At 53.8% G+C, this 19204-nt stretch carries 17 protein-coding genes; 10 read left to right on the top strand and 7 right to left on the bottom strand.

Features of this window, described 5'->3' with window-relative positions:
* Together GHC22_RS06615 and iadA are read left to right on the top strand one after the other, a co-directional pair.
* Positions 1 to 462, top strand: coding sequence for a YjiG family protein (locus tag GHC22_RS06615; RefSeq protein WP_003835099.1), 462 nt, complete (start codon positions 1 to 3; stop codon positions 460 to 462).
* Positions 463 to 473: 11 nt separating this feature from the next.
* On the top strand, positions 474 to 1637 hold the full coding sequence (iadA, locus tag GHC22_RS06620) for a beta-aspartyl-peptidase (protein ID WP_153752497.1): 1164 nt from the start codon (positions 474 to 476) through the stop codon (positions 1635 to 1637).
* 107 nt (positions 1638 to 1744) lie between these two features.
* Here the strand turns inward: iadA and bcp are convergent, their stop codons facing one another.
* On the bottom strand, positions 1745 to 2215 hold the full coding sequence (gene bcp / locus GHC22_RS06625; RefSeq protein WP_003835095.1) for a thioredoxin-dependent thiol peroxidase: 471 nt from the start codon (positions 2213 to 2215) through the stop codon (positions 1745 to 1747).
* Positions 2215 to 2787, bottom strand: a complete 573-nt coding sequence (locus tag GHC22_RS06630) for a glycine cleavage system transcriptional repressor (protein WP_003037954.1) — start codon at positions 2785 to 2787, stop codon at positions 2215 to 2217. Before GHC22_RS06630 ends, bcp begins: the two co-directional genes overlap by 1 nt.
* A 145-nt stretch (positions 2788 to 2932) precedes the next feature.
* On the opposite strand from GHC22_RS06630, the gene dapA reads away from it, so the two are divergent.
* The 6 genes from dapA to ypfH all read left to right on the top strand — a co-directional run bounded on the left by dapA (position 2933) and on the right by ypfH (position 9482).
* A complete protein-coding gene (dapA, locus tag GHC22_RS06635; protein ID WP_071446830.1) occupies positions 2933 to 3811 on the top strand; it encodes a 4-hydroxy-tetrahydrodipicolinate synthase in 879 nt (292 codons plus the stop codon).
* 16 nt (positions 3812 to 3827) lie between these two features.
* Positions 3828 to 4862 carry an outer membrane protein assembly factor BamC gene (gene bamC, locus GHC22_RS06640; protein ID WP_003835088.1) on the top strand — a complete coding sequence of 345 codons (1035 nt, stop codon included), beginning with the start codon at positions 3828 to 3830 and terminating at the stop codon, positions 4860 to 4862.
* A 111-nt stretch (positions 4863 to 4973) separates the two neighbouring features.
* Positions 4974 to 5687 carry a phosphoribosylaminoimidazolesuccinocarboxamide synthase gene (gene purC, locus GHC22_RS06645; RefSeq protein WP_003835086.1) on the top strand — a complete coding sequence of 238 codons (714 nt, stop codon included), beginning with the start codon at positions 4974 to 4976 and terminating at the stop codon, positions 5685 to 5687.
* A gap of 128 nt (positions 5688 to 5815) precedes the next feature.
* On the top strand, positions 5816 to 6679 hold the full coding sequence (locus GHC22_RS06650) for a neutral zinc metallopeptidase (RefSeq protein ID WP_032944186.1): 864 nt from the start codon (positions 5816 to 5818) through the stop codon (positions 6677 to 6679).
* A gap of 15 nt (positions 6680 to 6694) precedes the next feature.
* Entirely contained in the window at positions 6695 to 8710 is a 2016-nt protein-coding gene (locus tag GHC22_RS06655; protein WP_153752499.1) for a tRNA(Met) cytidine acetyltransferase TmcA, read from the top strand.
* Between the two features lie 73 nt (positions 8711 to 8783).
* Positions 8784 to 9482, top strand: a complete 699-nt coding sequence (gene ypfH, locus GHC22_RS06660) for an esterase (protein ID WP_153752500.1) — start codon at positions 8784 to 8786, stop codon at positions 9480 to 9482.
* A gap of 103 nt (positions 9483 to 9585) precedes the next feature.
* On the opposite strand, the gene GHC22_RS06665 is transcribed toward ypfH, so the two are convergent.
* Genes GHC22_RS06665 through GHC22_RS06675 form a run of 3 tightly spaced genes read right to left on the bottom strand, consistent with a single transcriptional unit; the run spans position 9586 to position 11301 of the window.
* Positions 9586 to 9786 (bottom strand): YpfN family protein, encoded by a 201-nt coding sequence (locus tag GHC22_RS06665; protein WP_003835080.1) that lies wholly within the window; start codon positions 9784 to 9786, stop codon positions 9586 to 9588.
* A gap of 27 nt (positions 9787 to 9813) precedes the next feature.
* The gene (gene dapE / locus GHC22_RS06670; protein ID WP_003037976.1) at positions 9814 to 10941 is read right to left on the bottom strand and encodes a succinyl-diaminopimelate desuccinylase; all 1128 of its coding nucleotides are present in this window, start codon (positions 10939 to 10941) and stop codon (positions 9814 to 9816) included.
* Between the two features lie 3 nt (positions 10942 to 10944).
* Positions 10945 to 11301, bottom strand: coding sequence for an ArsC family reductase (locus GHC22_RS06675; protein ID WP_003835078.1), 357 nt, complete (start codon positions 11299 to 11301; stop codon positions 10945 to 10947).
* 389 nt (positions 11302 to 11690) lie between these two features.
* On the opposite strand from GHC22_RS06675, the gene ypfM reads away from it, so the two are divergent.
* Positions 11691 to 11750 (top strand): protein YpfM, encoded by a 60-nt coding sequence (gene ypfM / locus GHC22_RS06680; protein WP_001386977.1) that lies wholly within the window; start codon positions 11691 to 11693, stop codon positions 11748 to 11750.
* Between the two features lie 75 nt (positions 11751 to 11825).
* Here the strand turns inward: ypfM and acrD are convergent, their stop codons facing one another.
* Both acrD and narQ read right to left on the bottom strand, forming a co-directional pair.
* On the bottom strand, positions 11826 to 14939 hold the full coding sequence (gene acrD / locus GHC22_RS06685; RefSeq protein ID WP_153752501.1) for a multidrug efflux RND transporter permease AcrD: 3114 nt from the start codon (positions 14937 to 14939) through the stop codon (positions 11826 to 11828).
* 184 nt (positions 14940 to 15123) lie between these two features.
* A complete protein-coding gene (gene narQ / locus GHC22_RS06690) occupies positions 15124 to 16821 on the bottom strand; it encodes a nitrate/nitrite two-component system sensor histidine kinase NarQ (protein ID WP_153752502.1) in 1698 nt (565 codons plus the stop codon).
* Positions 16822 to 17081: 260 nt separating this feature from the next.
* Between narQ and aegA the strand changes: the two genes are divergently transcribed.
* Positions 17082 to 19061 carry a formate-dependent uric acid utilization protein AegA gene (gene aegA, locus GHC22_RS06695; protein ID WP_153752503.1) on the top strand — a complete coding sequence of 660 codons (1980 nt, stop codon included), beginning with the start codon at positions 17082 to 17084 and terminating at the stop codon, positions 19059 to 19061.
* Positions 19062 to 19204: the final 143 nt, after the last annotated feature.

A 19204-nucleotide genomic window follows, 5' to 3' on the forward strand; every position in this document is an offset into this window, starting at 1 on the left:
ATGACAACACAGGTACGTAAAAACGTCATGGATATGTTTATCGATGGCGCACGGCGCGGGTTTACCATTGCAACAACCAGTCTGTTGCCTAACGTGGTGATGGCGTTTGTGATTATTCAGGCGCTGAAGGTGACAGGGCTGCTCGAGGTTGTCGGGCGGGTATGCGAGCCGGTAATGGCGCTGTGGGGGCTGCCAGGGGAATCTGCCACTGTGCTGCTGGCAGCGGTGATGAGTATGGGAGGCGGTGTCGGCGTGTGCGCCAGCCTGGTTGTCGCCGGTACGCTTTCGGGACATGATGCCACGGTGTTGTTACCGGCTATCTACCTGATGGGCAATCCGGTGCAAAATGTGGGCCGTTGTCTGGGGACCGCGGGGGTTCATCCTCGTTATTATCCGCTAATTATTGCGGTATGCGTCATTAATGCGCTGCTCTCTATTTGGGTTATGCAGGTTATTGCCTGACAAGGAAGGTTATGAACTTTTCAATTCTTGATTTGACGTTGTTCCAGCAGGGACACGTGTATGCGCCGGAAGATTTAGGGCGACAGGATATACTGGTCTCCGGCAGCAAAATTGTTGCCATCGCCCCGTCAATTTCTCCTGAAGACTTTCCCGGTTGCGAGTGTATCAATCTTGACGGCGCGATTGTGTGCCCAGGATTTATCGATCAACACGTCCATCTTATTGGCGGCGGTGGGGAAGCGGGGCCGCATACCCGCACGCCGGAAGTGCGCTTGTCACGGCTGGTTGAAGCTGGTGTCACGTCGGTGGTGGGTTTGCTGGGTACCGATGGCATTACCCGTCACCCTGAATCGCTGCTGGCAAAAACCCGCGCGCTGGAGTTTGAAGGTATCAGCGCCTGGATGCTGACCGGGGCGTACTCTCTGCCTTCCCCGACTATCACCGGCAGCATCGATCGCGACGTGGCGCTGATCGATAAAGTGATTGGCGTGAAGTGTGCGGTTTCGGACCATCGTTCTTCAGCCCCGGATACTTCGGCGCTGGCAAATATGGCGGCGCAGTCGCGTGTCGGCGGATTGTTGGGGCGCAAACCAGGGATCAGCGTTTTCCATATGGGCGATAGCCCGCGCATGCTGGAACCGTTGTACCAGATCCTCGACTGCTGCGATGTGCCGATTACTAAACTGTTGCCGACACACGTTAACCGTGCGGAACCGTTGTTCCAGGCGGCGCTGGAGTATGCCCGTAAAGGCGGTTATATCGACATTACCAGCAGCATTGATGAGCCCGTCGACCCGGCCACGGCTATCGCCACGGCGCTGCGCCAGAACGTGCCGCTGTCGCGCATTACCCTTAGCTCAGATGGCAACGGCAGCCAGCCGGAATTTGATGAGCTTGGCAATCTCACCGGCATCGGTGTCGCGGGGTTTGAATCACTGGCTGAGACGGTGCGCCAGTTGGTGAAGGTTCATGCCATACCGCTGGAACAGGCGCTGTGTCCGCTGACGCGTACGGTCGCAGAATTTTTGGCACTGGAGCATAAAGGGCGTCTGGCGGTGGGATGCGATGCGGACATTCTGGTGCTCAACGACGCGCTGGAAGTTCATCACCTGTGGGCGAAGGGAAAAGCCGTAGTCAGGGAGCAGAAAGCGTGTGTGAAAGGGACGTTTGAGTAACCGGGCGGTCATCTGCCGGATGTCGACGCTAACGCGTCTTATCCGGCCTACGTGCGTGCATTTGTAGGCCGGATAAGGCGTTCACGCCGCCATCCGGCATTTCACGGTCAGGCGTTCTCTTTCAGCCAATTCATTACCACGTCGTGGTGGTTGCTGGTTTTGAAGTCATCAAACACATGCTCAATTTTCCCTTCGGCATCAATCAGGAAGCTGATGCGGTGGATGCCATCGTAGGTTTTGCCCATAAATGACTTCTCACCCCAGACACCGAACTGCTCGCAAACCTGATGATCTTCATCGGACAGGAGCGTGAAATTCAGGACTTCTTTCTCCGCGAATCGGGAAAGCTTCTCTGGTTTGTCGGTGCTGATCCCCAGCACTTCAACACCCGCTTTTTTTAACTCATCCATGTTATCGCGCAGGCCGCAGGCCTGTACGGTACAGCCGGGTGTCATGGCTTTCGGGTAAAAATAAACCAGAACACGCTGTCCCTGGAAGTCGGTTAAATTTACTTGTTCTCCGTCTTGATCCGGCAAGCTAAATTTCGGTGCGATATCACCGGCTTTCAGTGGGTTCATTACTTAACTCCATCCTGTTCATCATGCTGTGAGTAATTGACGACGTTAATACTGCCTTGCGCATTGAGTTCTGTACAGAGTGCTTTAAACGCATCTTCAATATTTGCCGAATCATGTGACGCAGGACTATGTGCGGTAATTTGAATAAACAACTGCGCCGCCTTTCCATTCTCAGCCGGTTGCGTGCGTGAAACCAGTTCCGCAATATTCATTTGGTGGCTGTCAAACAGAGCGGTGAAGCGTTCAATCAAATGGGGAGAATCAGGGACATCGACCTGCACCCATACCGTAGCAGGCATTGCCGGACGGGGGCGCGCGGTCGTGCGCTTCATCACAATGAGTAAATCCAGCTCTGCGCCTTTTAATGGCAGGGTTGATTCAATCAGGGTGATGGCATTCCAGGTGCCCGACAGCAACATGATAAACGTGAACTCATCACCCAGCATGGCCAGTCGGCTGTCTTCGATATTACAGCCGCAACTGCTGACATGACGCGTGATGGTGTTCACAATTCCTGGGCGATCGGCACCCAGCGCAGTAATGACCAGATAGTGTTGCGATGACGATGTCAAACCTGTTCTTCCTTTGAGCGGTGAGGTAATCATAAGGAAAGCATAAAAAAAACATGCATACAACAATCAGAACGGCTCTGGTCGCTTGCTTTTATTGTCGTACCAAACGTACCATTGAGACACTTGTTTGCACAGAGGATGGCCCATGTTCACGGGAAGTATTGTCGCGCTTGTTACGCCGATGGATGAGAAAGGTAAAGTCTGCCGGTCGAGCCTGAAAAAACTGATTGATTATCATGTCGCCAGCGGCACCTCGGCGATCGTTTCTGTTGGCACCACCGGTGAGTCCGCCACCCTGAGTCATGATGAACATGGCGATGTGGTGATGATGACGCTGGAACTGGCTGACGGGCGTATTCCGGTGATTGCCGGAACCGGCGCCAATGCGACCGCGGAAGCCATTAGTCTGACGCAGCGTTTCAACGACAGCGGTATTGTCGGCTGCCTGACGGTGACGCCTTACTACAACCGCCCAACCCAGGAAGGTTTGTTCCAGCATTTCAAAGCCATCGCAGAGCATACTGACCTGCCGCAAATTCTGTATAATGTGCCGTCCCGTACTGGCTGCGATATGCTGCCGGAAACCGTGGGTCGTCTGGCGAAAGTTAAAAATATTATCGCTATTAAAGAGGCCACGGGGAACTTAAGTCGCGTTCACCAGATCAAAGAGCTGGTTTCGGACGACTTTATTCTGCTCAGCGGTGATGACGCGACCGGACTGGATTTTATGCAGCTCGGTGGTCATGGCGTGATTTCCGTAACGTCTAACGTTGCGGCACGTGATATGGCTGAAATGTGCAAACTGGCGGCAGCCGGGCAATTTGCCGAGGCGCGGGTGATTAACCAGCGTCTGATGCCGTTACACAACAAACTATTTGTCGAACCCAATCCTATCCCCGTGAAATGGGCGTGTAAGGAGTTGGGACTTGTGGCGACCGATACGCTACGTCTGCCGATGACGCCAATCACGGACAATGCTCGTGAAATCGTCAAAGCGGCGCTTAAGCATGCCGGTTTGCTGTAAAGTTTAGGGAGATTTGATGGCTTACTCAGTACAAAAGTCGCGCCTGGCCAAGGTTGCGGGTGTTTCGCTTGTTATGTTGCTCGCGGCCTGTAGCTCTGACTCGCGCTATAAGCGCCAGGTGAGCGGTGATGAATCCTATCTGGAGGCCGCACCGCTTGCTGAGCTTCATGCTCCAGCTGGGATGATTTTGCCGGTTATGTCGGGCGACTATAATATCCCGGTAACCAACGGCAGTGGTGCCGTGGGTAAAGCGCTGGATATTCGTCCACCGGCTCAGCCGTTAGCATTAGTCACCGGTGCTCGCACACAGATCGCGGGTGATACGTCGACATTACTGGTGGAAAACGGTCGTGGCAACACACTGTGGCCGCAGGTCGTTAGCGTCATTCAGTCTAAAAACTACACGATCACCAAACGTGATGATGCCAGCCAGACGTTGACCACCGACTGGGTTGACTGGAACCGTCTGGATGAAGACGAGCAGTACCGTGGACGTTATCAAATCTCGGTTAAACCGCAGGGCTATCAGCAAGCGGTAACGGTGAAACTGGTTAACCTCGAGCAGGCGGGTAAACCCGTAGCCGATGCGGCATCAATGCAGCGTTACAGCGCTGAGATGATGAACGTTATCTCTGCTGGTCTGGATAAGAACGCCACCGACGCCGCGAATGCCGCGCAGAACCGCTCTGCAGCCACCATGGATGTTCAGAGCGCCGCCGATGACACCGGTTTACCAATGCTGGTTGTACGTGGACCGTTCAACGTGGTGTGGCAGCGTCTGCCGGCAGCGCTTGAGAAAGTGGGGATGAAGGTAACCGACAGCACCCGTTCTCAGGGCAGCATCGCGGTGACCTACAAACCACTGTCCGATAGCAACTGGCAGGAGTTGGGCGCAAGCGATCCGGGTCTGGTATCCGGCGACTATAAACTGCAGGTCGGTGATTTAGACAACCGCAGCAGCTTGCAGTTTATCGATCCGAAGGGGCATACCCTGACGCAAAGCCAGAACGACGCGCTGGTCGCCGTCTTCCAGGCAGCGTTCAGTAAGTAAAAATAAAGGGCTGGATAACTCCAGCCCTTTTTTTCTGATATGATACGCAAACGTGTGCGTCGGCAGAAAAACGCAATATTTATCGTTAATTCACACCCAGGAGTAATAAAGATGCAAAAGCAAGCTGAGTTGTATCGTGGTAAAGCGAAGACCGTATACAGCACGGAAAACCCGGACCTGTTGGTGCTCGAATTCCGCAATGATACGTCAGCAGGGGATGGCGCGCGCATTGAACAGTTTGACCGTAAAGGCATGGTGAACAACAAATTCAACCATTTCATTATGACTAAACTGCAAGAAGCGGGTATTCCTACCCAGATGGAGCGACTGCTTTCTGATACCGAATGTCTGGTGAAAAAACTGGAGATGGTACCGGTTGAATGTGTGGTACGTAACCGCGCGGCAGGCTCTCTGGTTAAGCGTTTAGGCGTTGAGGAAGGTATTGAACTGAATCCGCCGCTGTTTGATCTGTTCCTGAAAAACGATGCTATGCACGATCCAATGATTAACGATTCCTATTGCGAAACTTTTGGTTGGGTGAGCAAAGAGAATCTGGCACGTATGAAAGAGCTGACCTACAAAGCTAACGACGTGCTGAAAAAGATGTTTGATGATGCTGGTCTGATTCTGGTCGACTTCAAACTTGAGTTTGGTTTGTATAAAGGTGAAGTGGTTCTGGGTGATGAATTCTCACCGGATGGTAGCCGCCTGTGGGACAAAGAAACGCTGGATAAAATGGACAAAGATCGCTTCCGCCAGAGTCTGGGCGGCCTGATCGAAGCCTATGAAGCCGTCGCGCATCGCCTGGGTGTGAAGTTAGACTAATCTTCCCCTGAGCCGGCGATCGCTCTCCGGCTCATTAACCCCACCTGATTTGATTACTATTTCTTATGGTAATCCTGTTCCGAACCGCCTACGATCATCATCATAATGAATAAAAAGTTGAGGTGATTATGCGCTGGCAAGGGCGTCGTGAAAGTGACAACGTGGAAGACAGACGAAACAGCTCTGGCGGCCCCTCTATGGGTGGGCCTGGTTTTCGTCTGCCCAGTGGTAAAGGCGGCATCATCCTGCTGATTGTGGTGCTGGTGGCGGGTTACTATGGCGTGGATCTCACCGGGCTAATGACTGGCCAGCCGGTCTCCCAACAGCAATCATCACGCTCCATCAGCCCAAACGATGATGAAGCGGCAAAATTTACCTCGGTGATTCTGGCTACAACAGAAGACACCTGGGGACAGCAGTTTGAAAAAATGGGCCGCACCTACCAACAGCCGAAGCTGGTGATGTACCGGGGCGCGACGCGTACCGGCTGCGGCGCGGGTCAGTCCGTGATGGGACCGTTTTATTGCCCGGCAGATGGTACGGTTTACATCGACCTTTCATTCTATGACGACATGAAAAACAAGCTGGGCGCTGATGGTGATTTTGCTCAGGGCTATGTTATCGCCCATGAAGTGGGTCACCACGTGCAGAAACTGCTGGGCATTGAACCTAAAGTTCGTCAGATGCAGCAGAATGCCTCACAGGCAGAAGTGAACCGTCTTTCCGTTCGAATGGAACTGCAGGCAGACTGCTTTGCCGGTGTCTGGGGCCACAGCATGCAGCAGCAGGGCGTACTGGAGTCTGGTGACCTGGAAGAGGCACTGAACGCCGCACAGGCCATTGGTGACGATCGTCTGCAACAGCAGGGACAAGGACGCGTCGTGCCGGACAGCTTTACTCACGGAACCTCTGAACAGCGTTTTACCTGGTTCAAACGCGGCTTTGACAGCGGCGATCCGGGGCAATGTAATACTTTTGGTAAAGGTATTTAAGATACTGAGGCAGGGATGTCCGATAACACGGCGCTGAGCGCGTTAACCGAACAAATGACCCACGAAGGGATCCGTCGTCTGCTGATTATCAGCGGCGAGGATAACTGGTGTCAGGAACAGGCATTAGCGCTACGTAGCACGTTACCCGGCGACTGGCTGTGGGTAGGGGAGCAAGCCCCTACCGAGCCGTGCTGTACGCCGCAGGCGCTAAAAACATTATTAGGGCGCGAGTTTCGTCATGCGATTTTTGACGCAGGGCAAGGTTTTGACGCTGCGGCGTTTGCCGCCTTAAGCGGCACACTGCTTGCTGGCAGTTGGCTGGTTTTGCTGACCCCACCCTGGAATTCCTGGCACACGCATCCGGACGCGGATTCACTACGCTGGAGCGATTGTGCTGAACCTATCCCTACACCGCACTTTATTGAACACGTCAAACGGGTGATTTCCCGCGATAGACAGGCTCTGCACTGGCAACAGCATCAGCCGGTTGCCTGTCCGCATTTTCCTGCTCGCGCAGCCTGGCATGCGGCAACCGGCGAACCCCAGCCAGAACAGGCGATGATATTAAATCATTTGCTGGCTATGCCTCCCGGTGTGGTTGCGGTGACGGCCGCACGGGGTCGGGGCAAGTCCGCTCTGGCAGGGCAACTCATAGCGCGGATTAACGGCACTGCGATTGTGACAGCGCCTGCCAAAGCGGCAACCGATGTGCTGGCGCAATTTGCCGGAGAGCGTTACCGTTTTATGGCCCCGGATGCGCTGTTAAGCAGTTCTGCAATCGCAGACTGGCTAATTGTGGATGAAGCCGCCGCGATCCCCGCGCCGCTGCTGCACCAACTGGTGGCGCGTTTTCCTCGTACGCTGTTAACCACTACAGTACAAGGCTACGAGGGTACGGGGAGAGGCTTCTTGCTGAAATTCTGTGCTCGCTTCCCCAATCTTCAACGCTATGAGTTGCAGCAACCGGTACGCTGGGCGCAGGGATGTCCGCTGGAGCAAATCGTCAGCGATGCGCTGGTGTTTGATGATGAAACGTTCACGCATGCCCCATTGGGGGAGCTTCACTTCTCGGCATTTGAGCAACAGTCCTGGCATGCTAACCCGGCGCTGCCGTTAGCGGTATACCAGCTGCTTTCCGGAGCGCATTATCGCACCTCGCCATTGGACCTGCGGCGAATGATGGACGCGCCTGGTCAGCATTTTCTTCAGGCATCAACCGCTGACTCCGTAGCGGGAGCCGTCTGGTTGGTCGATGAAGGGGGACTATCCGCGGAATTAAGCCAGGCCGTCTGGGCCGGATATCGTCGACCGAGAGGGAATCTGGTTGCGCAGTCGCTGGCGGCGCACGGTGGTGACCCGTTGGCGGCGACGCTCGTCGGGAGACGGGTCAGTCGAATTGCGGTTCATCCTGCGCGCCAAAGAGAAGGTATTGGGCAACAGCTGATTATGCTGGCCTACCGCTATTCCACATCGTGTGACTATCTGTCGGTCAGTTTTGGGTATACGGCTGAACTATGGCGTTTCTGGCAACGTTGCGGTTTTGTGCTGGCGCGAATGGGAAATCATCGGGAAGCCAGCAGCGGCTGTTATACCGCCATGGCGTTACTTCCCATTAGCGAAGCGGGGAAACGCCTTACCGAGCGGGAGCACCAGCATTTGCGCCGTGATGCGGAAATCCTTGCTCGATGGAACGGTGAGAGCATTCCGCTGGTCCCGCTGAAAGAGACTACGCTTAATGAGGATGACTGGGCTGAGCTGGCCGGGTTTGCCTTCGCGCATCGGCCATTATTGACGTCGCTAGGCTGTCTGAGTCGTCTGCTTGAGCACAGTGAGTTACCTCTTCCGGCCTTGCGCGGACGCATCCAGGCTAAACGTAGCGACGCCGAATTGTGCCAACAGCTCAAGATTTCTGGTCGTAAAGCGTTGCTGGTCATTCAGCGCGCCGAAGCGGCGCAGGCATTAAATCAGCTGGATGCAGAGCGTGAACAGCGGCTACATAATCGCATTATGCAATGGCAATTTTTTCACTAACTTCTTCAATTTCCTGGCATGGTCATTGCGGTTAAGTGGCGTAGAATGATTTTCATCAGTTAAGGAGATCGCCATGAAACATGACCATTTTGTTGTTCAAAGTCCCGATAAACCCGCTCAACAGCTACTGCTGCTGTTTCATGGCGTCGGCGATAACCCGGTTGCCATGGGCGAAATCGGCTCCTGGTTTGCGCCGCTGTTTCCGGATGCGCTAATCGTTAGCATTGGTGGAGCAGAGCCTTACGGAACGACGTCCGGACGTCAGTGGTTTTCGGTGCAGGGCGTAACAGAAGAGAATCGTCAGGCACGCGTTGACGCCATAATGCCGGTGTTTATCGAAACCGTGCGCTACTGGCAGAAGCACAGCGGCGTTTCGCCGCAGGCAACCGCGCTGATTGGTTTTTCTCAAGGTTCAATTATGTCACTTGAGAGCATCAAAGCTGAGCCGGGGCTGGCGTCGCGGGTTATCGCCTTCAATGGCCGCTATGCCACCTTGCCAGAGGCTGCAACCACCGCGACGACGGTGCATTTGATTCACGGTGGTGAAGACCGGGTAATTGAGTTATCTCATGCCGTTGCCGCGCAGGAAGCGTTAATTCGCGCCGGTGGGGATGTGACGCTGGATATCGTTGAAAATCTGGGGCACGCCATTGATGAACGCAGCATGCAGTTTGCGCTCGATCATCTGCGTTTTACCGTACCGAAGCACTACTTTGATGAAGCGCTGAGCGGCAGTAAGCCTCACGATGATGATGTGATTGCCATGATCTGATTGATCACCGTAGGCCGGATAAAACGCGAAGCGTTGCCATCCGGCACGTAATGCCCGGTGGCGCTAACGCTTACCGGGCCTACGGGACTTATCGGCCTACTAATTATTTCTTCGGTTGGTCCTTATTCGGCCAATCGTCGTCGTCATCCCATTTATCGTTAAAGTCACGATGCGGGGGAAGCTCCGGCTTGTTGGCAAGAAATTTCTTGTGATCGACGCGCTTGAGATCTTTAATCACGTTCAGCAGCACGCCTACCAGAAACACCAACACCAGAATCCACCAATATTTTGCCAGCCAGTCCATGCTCATTTCCTCTTACAGGAACACTCATCAGGCGACGAGTTGCTCCATGATACGTTGATACATACGGGCAAGCAGCTGCAGGTCGGCGGCATTAACACATTCATTAATTTTATGAATAGTGGCGTTGACCGGCCCAAGTTCTACTACCTGCGCCCCCATGCGGGCAATAAAACGCCCGTCGGACGTCCCGCCTGTAGTCAGTAACTGCGGTTTAATCTCATTATAGTGCTCAATGGCGTTCACCACTGCATCCACCAGTTTACCGCGTTCGGTCAGGAACGGCTGACCGGAAAGCCACCAGTCGACGGTATAACGCAGCTGATGTTTCTCCAGCAGCGCGTGAACCCGTGCTTTAATCATCTCATCGGTCAGCTCAGTGCTGAAACGGAAGTTGAACTGGATAAACAGTTCTCCAGGGATAACGTTGTTGCTGCCGGTTCCAGCCTGGATATTGGCAATCTGCATGCTGGTCGCCGGGAAGAATTCGTTACCCTGATCCCACTCGATCGCCACCAGTTCGTTGAGCATGGGGGCCGCGCGGTGTACCGGGTTATCTGCCAGATGCGGATAGGCTACGTGGCCCTGCACGCCATGAATGGTCAGGTTGCAGGTCAGTGAACCACGACGTCCATTTTTCACCACGTCGCCAACGATTTCCGTGCTGGATGGCTCACCCACCAGGCAATAATCCAGTCGTTCATTACGCGCCATCAGCGCTTCAACCACCTTCACGGTGCCGTTTTTGGCGCTGGCTTCTTCGTCAGACGTTATCAAAAAGGCCAGACGACCCTGATGGTTTGGATGCTGGGCGACAAAACGTTCTGCGGCCACGACCATCGCCGCCAGTGAACCCTTCATATCGGCAGCGCCACGCCCGAACAACATGCCATCGCGAATGGTCGGTTCGAACGGTGGATTGATCCAGCGATCGACATCGCCGGCAGGCACTACGTCGGTGTGACCGGCAAATGCCAGGGTCTCACCTTTACCGCGCCATGCCCAAAAATTCTGTGTGTCACCAAAGTCCATTCGCTCAACGGTAAAACCTACCGCGCGCAGGCGTTCAATCATTAACGCCTGGCACCCGGCATCATCCGGGCTCAGGGAAGGACGGCGAATAAGCTGCTGTGTCAGCTCAATGACCGGGCACGACATAGACTACACCTCATTAAAAAACAGAGTATAACTGGATTCACTGAAACCAAGCAGCATAGGCTTACCCGGCGCGCAGAGCAATGGGCGTTTGATAATTGCTGGCATTTCAATCATCAACGCGGCGGCGGAAGCCGCATCGGTGATTTGACTGCGCGTGGATTCATCGAGTTTACGCCAGGTGGTTCCACGTGTATTGAGCAGCGCCTCCCAACCTAATTCGCTGATAAAGGACTGTAATAGCGTGTTGTCCAGACCGTCGACGCGATAATCATGAAAGCGGTAGTCAATACCTTGAGCCTCCAACCAGCGTCTGGCTTTTTTTATCGTGTCGCAATTCTTAATGCCGTAAAGGGTGATCATTTGAATCCTTATTGACGTAATTTGAATATTTATTCTTATATTCTGTGGCAATGAATAATACATATTGTCATTCAATCGTTATAGAAAAATATAACATTGTTGAACAACAGTGAATAATGATTCCTGAAAGCTCCAAAAAATACCGTATAACTAAAAATCAGAATCTGCCTGTTTGCATCAGCCTGTTTTTCCATCAGAATTGCAAAAGTAGTAGATGATGTATGAATATTTCAAAATATTGCAGTAAGTCACATAAAATTTATGGGTATAGCGCATAGTGATCACATAAACCCCAAACACTGGAGGAATCAATCGCAACCATCGGTTAAATTGCCTTCTTTTAATGATGATGATTTCGTAGAATGCCCATAATAATAAGAGAGGTTGTTATGATTGAACGTGAACTGGGGAACTGGAAAGACTTTATCGAAGTGATGCTTCGTAAATAATTTTCTGGAAGAAATTCATATCCTGTAAAGGATAAAAAAAGGCGACTCAACGTAAGTCGCCTTTTTTGTGTCCGATTATTCTGGGCGTGGCTTCAATGGGAAGCGTCTGCGCACCAGCACAAAGAACAGGGGAACGAAGTAAATCGCCAGGATAGTGGCTGAAATCATCCCGCCCATTACGCCTGTCCCCACCGCATGTTGACCGCCAGAACCAGCGCCACTGCTGATGGTCATCGGCAGCACCCCGAAGATAAACGCCAGTGACGTCATCAGAATTGGGCGTAAACGTTGGCGACAAGCATGGAGCGTGGCGTCGAGCAGATCGTGTCCTTTCTCGTTCATCTCATTGGCGAATTCAACAATCAATATTGCGTTCTTCGCCGATAGCCCGATAACGGTAAGTAACCCGACCTGGAAATAAACATCGTTTTCCAGGCCGCGCATCCAGGTCGCCAGTAGCGCGCCAATAACCCCCAACGGCACGACCAGCATGACGGAGAAGGGTACCGACCAGCTTTCGTACAGTGCCGCCAGACACAGGAACACGACCAGCAAAGAAATGGCGTACAGGGCAGGGGCCTGAGAGCCCGATAGCCGTTCCTGATAAGACATCGCAGTCCATTCGAGGCCAAACCCTGTCGGCAACTGGCGCACCAGCGATTCCATCACGTCCATTGCCGTACCGGTACTGACGCCGGGCGCAGCTTCGCCGACAATCTCGACTGCGGAGTAGCCGTTATAGCGTTCCAGACGTGGAGAACCCGTTTCCCAGCGTGAAGTCGCAAAGGCCGAGAAAGGCACCATGCCACCGTTGTTATTGCGGACGTACCACAAGTTAATGTCGTCCGGGAGCATGCGATATTTTGCTGCCGCCTGCACGTAAACCTTCTTCACGCGGCCCCGGTCCATAAAGTCATTGACGTAGCTGGAACCCCAGGCCGTTTGCAATGTGTCGTTGATGTCGTCGATGGAAACGCCCAGCGCCTGGGCTTTGCGCTGATCGATATCAATTTGCAACTGTGGGCTGTCGTCCAGACCGTTATGACGAACGCGGGTCAGGGATGTGTCTTTCCCGGCCAGCTCAATGAGTTTGTCGCGCGCGGCCATTAACGCATCATGGCCCGCACCGGCGTGATCCTGCAGCTCCATATCGAAACCGGCAGAGCTTCCGAGGCCGCTGATAGCCGGAGGGCTGCTGGCGAAGACGCGGGCTTCTTTAATCTTATTAAAGGCTTTGGTCGCACGTTCGATGATGGCGAAAGAGGTTCCGGTAGTGGTGTCGCGCTCATCCCAGTCTTTTAAGCGGACAAACATACGTGCCACGTTTTGACCGTTCCCGCCAGGGCCAGAACCGACCGTGGAAAAGACTGACATAATGTTGTCTTTCTCATGGGTGAAGTAATACTTCTCCACTTCCTCAACCACTTTCAATGTTTGCTGCTGTGTGGAGCCGCTGGGCAGCTGTACCGAGGTGGTAAACATGCCGCGGTCTTCCAGCGGCAGGAAGGAGGTTGGCAGGCGCAGGAACAGGAAAACCATTCCACCGAGCAGCAGGCCGTAGATCAGTATCCAGCGCAGGCTGCGGTGCAGAATTCTGGCAACGCCTTTTTCGTAGCGCTCGGCGTTGCGATTAAACATCCGGTTAAACCAGCCGAAGAAACCGGTTTGTCCGTGATGCTCGCCTTTATGCAGCGGTTTGAGCAGGGTGGCGCACAGAGCGGGGGTCAGGATCATCGCCACCAGAACAGACAGTACCATGGCGGAGACGATAGTAATCGAGAACTGTCGGTAAATAGCCCCGGTAGTGCCGCCGAAGAAGGCCATCGGGATAAACACCGCTGACAGCACCATGGCGATACCGACCAGCGCACCCTGGATTTGTCCCATCGATTTCCGCGTGGCTTCCCGCGGTGAGAGTCCTTCCTCACTCATAATACGCTCGACGTTTTCCACTACCACAATGGCGTCATCGACCAGCAGGCCGATCGCCAGCACCATCGCAAACATCGTCAAGGTGTTAACGCTATAGCCAAAGGCGTAAAGCACGGAGAAGGTACCCATCAGGACGACGGGAACGGCGATGGTGGGAATCAGCGTGGCGCGGAAGTTTTGCAGGAACAGGTACATCACGAGGAATACCAGTGCAATAGCTTCCAGCAGGGTTTTTACCACGTCGATGATTGAGGCTTTGACAAAGGAGGTGGTTTCATAAGCCACCTTATATTCCAGCCCATGCGGAAAATATTGTGACAGCTCGTTCAAACGGTTAATGACCAGCGTTGCTGTCGCCATTTCATTGGCGCCGGAGGCCAGCTTCACGCCCAGACCGGAGGCGGGATTACCATTAAAGCGGCTGAGATAATCATACTTTTCAGCCCCCATTTCGACCGTCGCCACGTCGCCCAGTTTAACTTCCGAACCATCCTGGTTAACGCGCAGAGTAATATCGCGGAATTGATCCGGAGTCTGCAGTAACGACTGGGCGTTGATCGTCGCGTTCAGCGCCTGCTTGTCCACCGAAGGCGTACCGCCAAGTTGTCCAACGGCAATCTGCGCATTCTGTGACTCGATAGCGTCGGTCACATCTTTAGCGGTCATCTGGAAACTGTTCAGTTTGGCCGGGTCAAGCCAGATACGCATGGAGTACTGTGAGCCGTAAGCGTCAATATCTCCTACGCCGTTAATACGGCTGAGTGGATCCTGAATGTTACTGGCGACGTAGTCGGCGATGTCCTGCTTATCCATTGAGCCATCGGTGGAGACAAAGGCGATAGTCAGAATATTGGTGTCCCCGGTCTTACGCACCGTGACCCCCTGATCCTGTACCGCCTGCGGCAGTTTACGCATTGCCGATTGCAGCTGGTTTTGCACCTGCTGGACGGCCTCGTCAGGATCGGTTCCGGCAACGAAGCTCAACGTAACCGTAGCCTGACCTGTCCCGCTGCTCTGCGATGACATGTACATCAGGTTATCGAGACCGGTCATGTTCTGCTCGATAACCTGGGTGACGGTGTTTTCCAGAGTCTGAGCCGAAGCGCCAGGATAGTTGGCGGTGACCCGCACGTTTGGCGGTGCCAGATCGGGATATTGCTCAACGGGCAGTGAAAAAATAGCCAGGGCTCCTGTCAGGCACAACAGGATAGCTAACACCCAGGCAAAAATGGGGCGATCGATGAAAAAATTCGCCATTAAAAGAGGACCTCGTGTTTCTGCGTATCGTTATGGGTATGGCTTGCTTCACTTTAGCGGCAAGGTACGGGTCAAACGTGGAGAAAAAAAGAAGATAATGTAAATTATCATGCCCGTTTACAGCATACCTTTCGTGCCAACGCCGTCAGGCCTGGATCCAGACCCGACGGCGCTTTGCGGTTCTTTACGTTAGCTCACTGTCTGATTCAGCCGAACGGAAACTGATGCTCACCAACGTTCCCCCTCCGGAAGGTTGAGAGAAGGTCAACGTGCCGCTCAGTCTTTCCGCCCGCTCACGCATAATATTGAGTCCATAGTGCCCTGCAGGCTCATGCGGCTCGCCAATGCCGATGCCGTTATCGCGGATATAAACCGTGTGGTTGCCGTCCGGAGCCGTTACGCAGCTGACGGCAATTTCGCTCGCACTGGCATGCTTAATGGCGTTCAGCACCGCTTCGCGGATGATCTGCAACAGGTGCACCTGCATTTGCGCATCCAACGCCAGCGTGGGTAACCGACAGTCGAGTGTGAGTTTAGCTGAGGTTTGATTTTGCAGCGTTTCCAGCATTTCATGCAGGGCGGAGGGTAAGTCTGCCTGCTGTAAGGTCAGACGGAAGGTGGTGAGCAGTTCGCGTAGCTGACGGTAGGCATCGTTCAGCGCCTGGGAGAAATCCGCCATAATGCTTTGCGCCGGGGCGTTATCCTCCGGGATTGAACGTTTAAGCAACGTGAGCTGAATGCGTAAATAAGAGAGCACCTGCGCCAGCGAGTCGTGCAGCTCGCGTGCAATCGTCGCTCGCTCCTCCATTAACAACAGCTGCTGAAAATGTTTTTGCGCCTGGTTGAAGTACAACCCGCGTCCCAGCATCGAGGAGACGCTGTTGAGCAGCGGAGTAGAAGCATTGACGTTTGGACTTTGCCAGTGCAGTTCGCCGTAGACGGTTTCCTGCATGGTGACAGGCAGGATTTGCATTGGCAGCTCGAGGCTTTTAGTCCCTTCGCTAATCCGCCAGTTATCACCGACGGTGAGTTCAAGGAAATACGCGGCGTCATGTTCGCGGACGATCTGTAAAATATGGCGGAAGCAGTGCACGTCAATCTGGCTGGTATTTAATGCCTGGGAGCACTGATACAACACCTCCAGACGGCGATTGGCTTCGTGGAGATCGTGAGTTTTCTCGGCCACAGACGCTTCCAGCGAGCGGTACAGTTTGTGTAATTCACTCGACATTTGGCTAAACGTTTTGCCCAGCAACCCCAGTTCATTGGGCAAACCGGTATCCAGCGTTGGGATATCAAACTGACCGTGTTCAATTTGCTGACTGGCCATCACCAGTTTATTCAGCGGACGCACCACCTGCTGACGAATGCGCCGCAGGGTAAAGAAGACGAGGGTGAATATGCCGATCCCGCCCGCCAGCGAGATGCCAAATACCAGCATTACTTTACGCTCGGCATAATGCTGCAACGCCAGCACGAAGAGATCGATTTGATCGACGTAGTTGTTGATGTTGGCCTGGTACCATTTTAAATCGCCGTCGATCAGGCGGGCGTTCATTTCCAGCCAGTTAGCATGCAGACGTCCATAGCGGCTTTTTACCGCTTGTGGCACATACCACGCGTTCAGATTCTGTAATGCTGGCGAGTTTAGCGCCTGCTGGAAAAGCTGGCGGTGGGCGTTAAGCTGCGGGCTCTGGCTTTGTAGATCGTAACCCAGACGGTAGCTTTGCATGCGCAATGAGCCAGCAACGTTGATGGCTTCGGCATCTCGCAAGCTGCTGGTCAGCGTGAGCAGCGCAATACCCGTTGAGAGAATCGACAGCATCACTATGTAGAAAAAAGCTTTAGCCAGACTGGCCGAGACCGGACGCTTTACCGTCACTTGTGCATCCTCACACAATACACATCGCGCCTGAAAACAGCGTGAACGATGCGGTGTATTTGATAAATGTTAATAAAACGCCATGAAACTGGATGGTAACTGAAACACAATTTCATATGCGATGAAATAAATTGATCTGCCACAGGTTCTGGATAAATAGTTGTGCTTCCTGGGCAAATGAACATTGCCGCTTCCTTCCGTGTCGGTTAATAACACTCTTATAAAGAATAAGGTTTTTGCAACCAAAAAAGAAGGAAGCCATGAATCGTTTTATTATGGTCAATAGCCAGCAGTGCCTGGGATGCCATGCCTGTGAGGTCGCCTGCGTCATGGCTCACAATGGCGAACAGCATGTCCTGAGCCAACGGCATTTTCAGCCCCGAATTACCGTCATTAAGCATCAGCAGCAGCGCAGCGCGGTGACCTGCCACCACTGCGAAGATGCACCCTGCGCCAGAAGTTGCCCAAACGGGGCAATTAGCCATGATAACGACAGCGTTCAGGTGAACCCGCAAAAGTGTATTGGCTGTAAATCGTGCGTTGTAGCCTGTCCTTTCGGCACGATGCAGATCGTACTCACTCCCGTCGCCAAAGGGAAGGTGAAAGCTACCGCGCACAAATGCGATCTGTGCCAGGGGCGTGAACAGGGACCCGCCTGCGTAGAGAACTGTCCGGCGCAGGCGTTACAGCTGGTGACGGAAAATTCGCTTACCGGTCTGTCAAAAGCGCGCAGGCTGCGTACCGCAAGTATGGAAAGCCAGCCATGGCATGCCAGCACTACCGATTTTGTTCCACATGTCATCACTAAACGTGAGCAAATGCAGGCGACGCCTGCGCGCGGGGAGCCGGATAAACTGGCGATTGAGGCCCGGAAAACCAGCTTTGAAGAGATCTATCTGCCGTTTCGTACGGCGCAGGCGGAGCGCGAAGCCTCTCGCTGCCTGAAATGCGGCGACCACAGTATTTGCGAATGGACCTGTCCACTGCATAACCACATTCCGCAGTGGATTGAACTGGTCAAAGCCGGGAATATCGACGCGGCGGTTGAGCTTTCTCACCAGACCAACTGCCTGCCGGAGGTGACCGGACGCGTATGCCCGCAGGATCGACTCTGCGAAGGGGCATGTACGGTGCGTAGCGAGCATGGCGCAGTTACCATCGGTAATATTGAGCGTTACATCTCCGATCGGGCGCTGAGTAAAGGATGGCGACCGGACTTAAGCCATGTGCAGAAAGTGGACAAGCGTGTTGCCATCATCGGTGCGGGTCCGGCGGGTCTGGCCTGTGCGGATGTGCTGGCGCGCAGCGGCGTCAGCGCCACCGTTTACGATCGCCATCCTGAAATAGGCGGTTTGCTGACGTTCGGTATTCCGGCCTTCAAGCTGGACAAATCGCTGCTGGCGCGTCGCCGTGAAATCTTCAGCGCCATGGGCATTCATTTTGAACTTAACTGTGAAGTGGGTAAGGATGTCGCGCTTGAAAAGCTGCTGGAGGATTACGATGCCGTGTTCGTGGGCGTAGGAACCTATCGTTCCATGAAGGCGGACCTGCCAAATGAAGACGCGCCAGGCGTGTATGATGCGCTGCCGTTCCTGATTGCCAACACCAAGCAGGTGATGGGGCTGGAGGAACTGCCTGAAGAACCGTTTATCGACACCGCCGGACTAAACGTGGTTGTGCTGGGCGGAGGCGATACGGCAATGGACTGTGTGCGAACCGCCCTGCGTCATGGCGCAAGCCAGGTGACCTGCGCCTATCGTCGTGATGAAGCCAACATGCCCGGCTCGAAAAAAGAGGTGAAGAACGCCCGGGAAGAGGGGGCAAATTTCGAGTTTAACGTTCAGCCGGTTGAGCTGGTGTTGCATGCCGATGGGCGAGTCAGCGGTGTGCGTTTCTTACGTACTCAACTTGGCGAACCTGATGCGCAGGGCCGTCGCCGCCCGGTTCCCATTGCCGGGAGTGAGTTTGTGATGCCCGCAGATGCGGTGATTATGGCGTTTGGTTTTCACCCACACGGCATGCCGTGGCTGGAGTCGCATGGCGTTAAGGTCGATAACTGGGGGCGCATTGCCGCCGATGTTGAAAGTGCATACCGTTATCAAACCAGTAACCCAAAAATCTTTGCTGGTGGTGACGCGGTACGCGGTGCAGACCTGGTGGTGACGGCTATGGCGGAAGGGCGGCACGCCGCCCAGGGGATCGTCGACTGGCTGGGCGTAAAATCAGTCAAATCTCATTAATCGGCGAGTAGGCCGGATAAAACGCGTTAGCGTTGCCATCCGGCAATGTGCCGCATGCATGCCTGATGGCGCTTTGCTTATCAGGCCTACATTGTTCCAAGACAAACCCGGTTTCACGGCGTAGTATTATTTTTCACTTCTTG

The sequence above is a fragment of the Citrobacter sp. H12-3-2 genome (genome assembly GCF_009649895.1).
Classification (GTDB): domain Bacteria; phylum Pseudomonadota; class Gammaproteobacteria; order Enterobacterales; family Enterobacteriaceae; genus Citrobacter; species Citrobacter portucalensis.

Excerpts from the sequence above, each read along its gene's own strand:
- GHC22_RS06650 (WP_032944186.1), top strand. The coding sequence starts at position 5,816 with ATGCGCTGGCAAGGGCGTCGTGAAAGTGACAACGTGGAAGACAGACGA.
- acrD (WP_153752501.1), bottom strand. The coding sequence starts at position 14,939 with ATGGCGAATTTTTTCATCGATCGCCCCATTTTTGCCTGGGTGTTAGCT.
- bcp (WP_003835095.1), bottom strand. The coding sequence starts at position 2,215 with ATGAACCCACTGAAAGCCGGTGATATCGCACCGAAATTTAGCTTGCCG.
- GHC22_RS06615 (WP_003835099.1), top strand. The coding sequence starts at position 1 with ATGACAACACAGGTACGTAAAAACGTCATGGATATGTTTATCGATGGC.
- dapE (WP_003037976.1), bottom strand. The coding sequence starts at position 10,941 with ATGTCGTGCCCGGTCATTGAGCTGACACAGCAGCTTATTCGCCGTCCT.
- purC (WP_003835086.1), top strand. The coding sequence starts at position 4,974 with ATGCAAAAGCAAGCTGAGTTGTATCGTGGTAAAGCGAAGACCGTATAC.
- aegA (WP_153752503.1), top strand. The coding sequence starts at position 17,082 with ATGAATCGTTTTATTATGGTCAATAGCCAGCAGTGCCTGGGATGCCAT.
- dapA (WP_071446830.1), top strand. The coding sequence starts at position 2,933 with ATGTTCACGGGAAGTATTGTCGCGCTTGTTACGCCGATGGATGAGAAA.
- ypfH (WP_153752500.1), top strand. The coding sequence starts at position 8,784 with ATGAAACATGACCATTTTGTTGTTCAAAGTCCCGATAAACCCGCTCAA.
- GHC22_RS06675 (WP_003835078.1), bottom strand. The coding sequence starts at position 11,301 with ATGATCACCCTTTACGGCATTAAGAATTGCGACACGATAAAAAAAGCC.
- GHC22_RS06665 (WP_003835080.1), bottom strand. The coding sequence starts at position 9,786 with ATGGACTGGCTGGCAAAATATTGGTGGATTCTGGTGTTGGTGTTTCTG.
- GHC22_RS06655 (WP_153752499.1), top strand. The coding sequence starts at position 6,695 with ATGTCCGATAACACGGCGCTGAGCGCGTTAACCGAACAAATGACCCAC.
- iadA (WP_153752497.1), top strand. The coding sequence starts at position 474 with ATGAACTTTTCAATTCTTGATTTGACGTTGTTCCAGCAGGGACACGTG.
- bamC (WP_003835088.1), top strand. The coding sequence starts at position 3,828 with ATGGCTTACTCAGTACAAAAGTCGCGCCTGGCCAAGGTTGCGGGTGTT.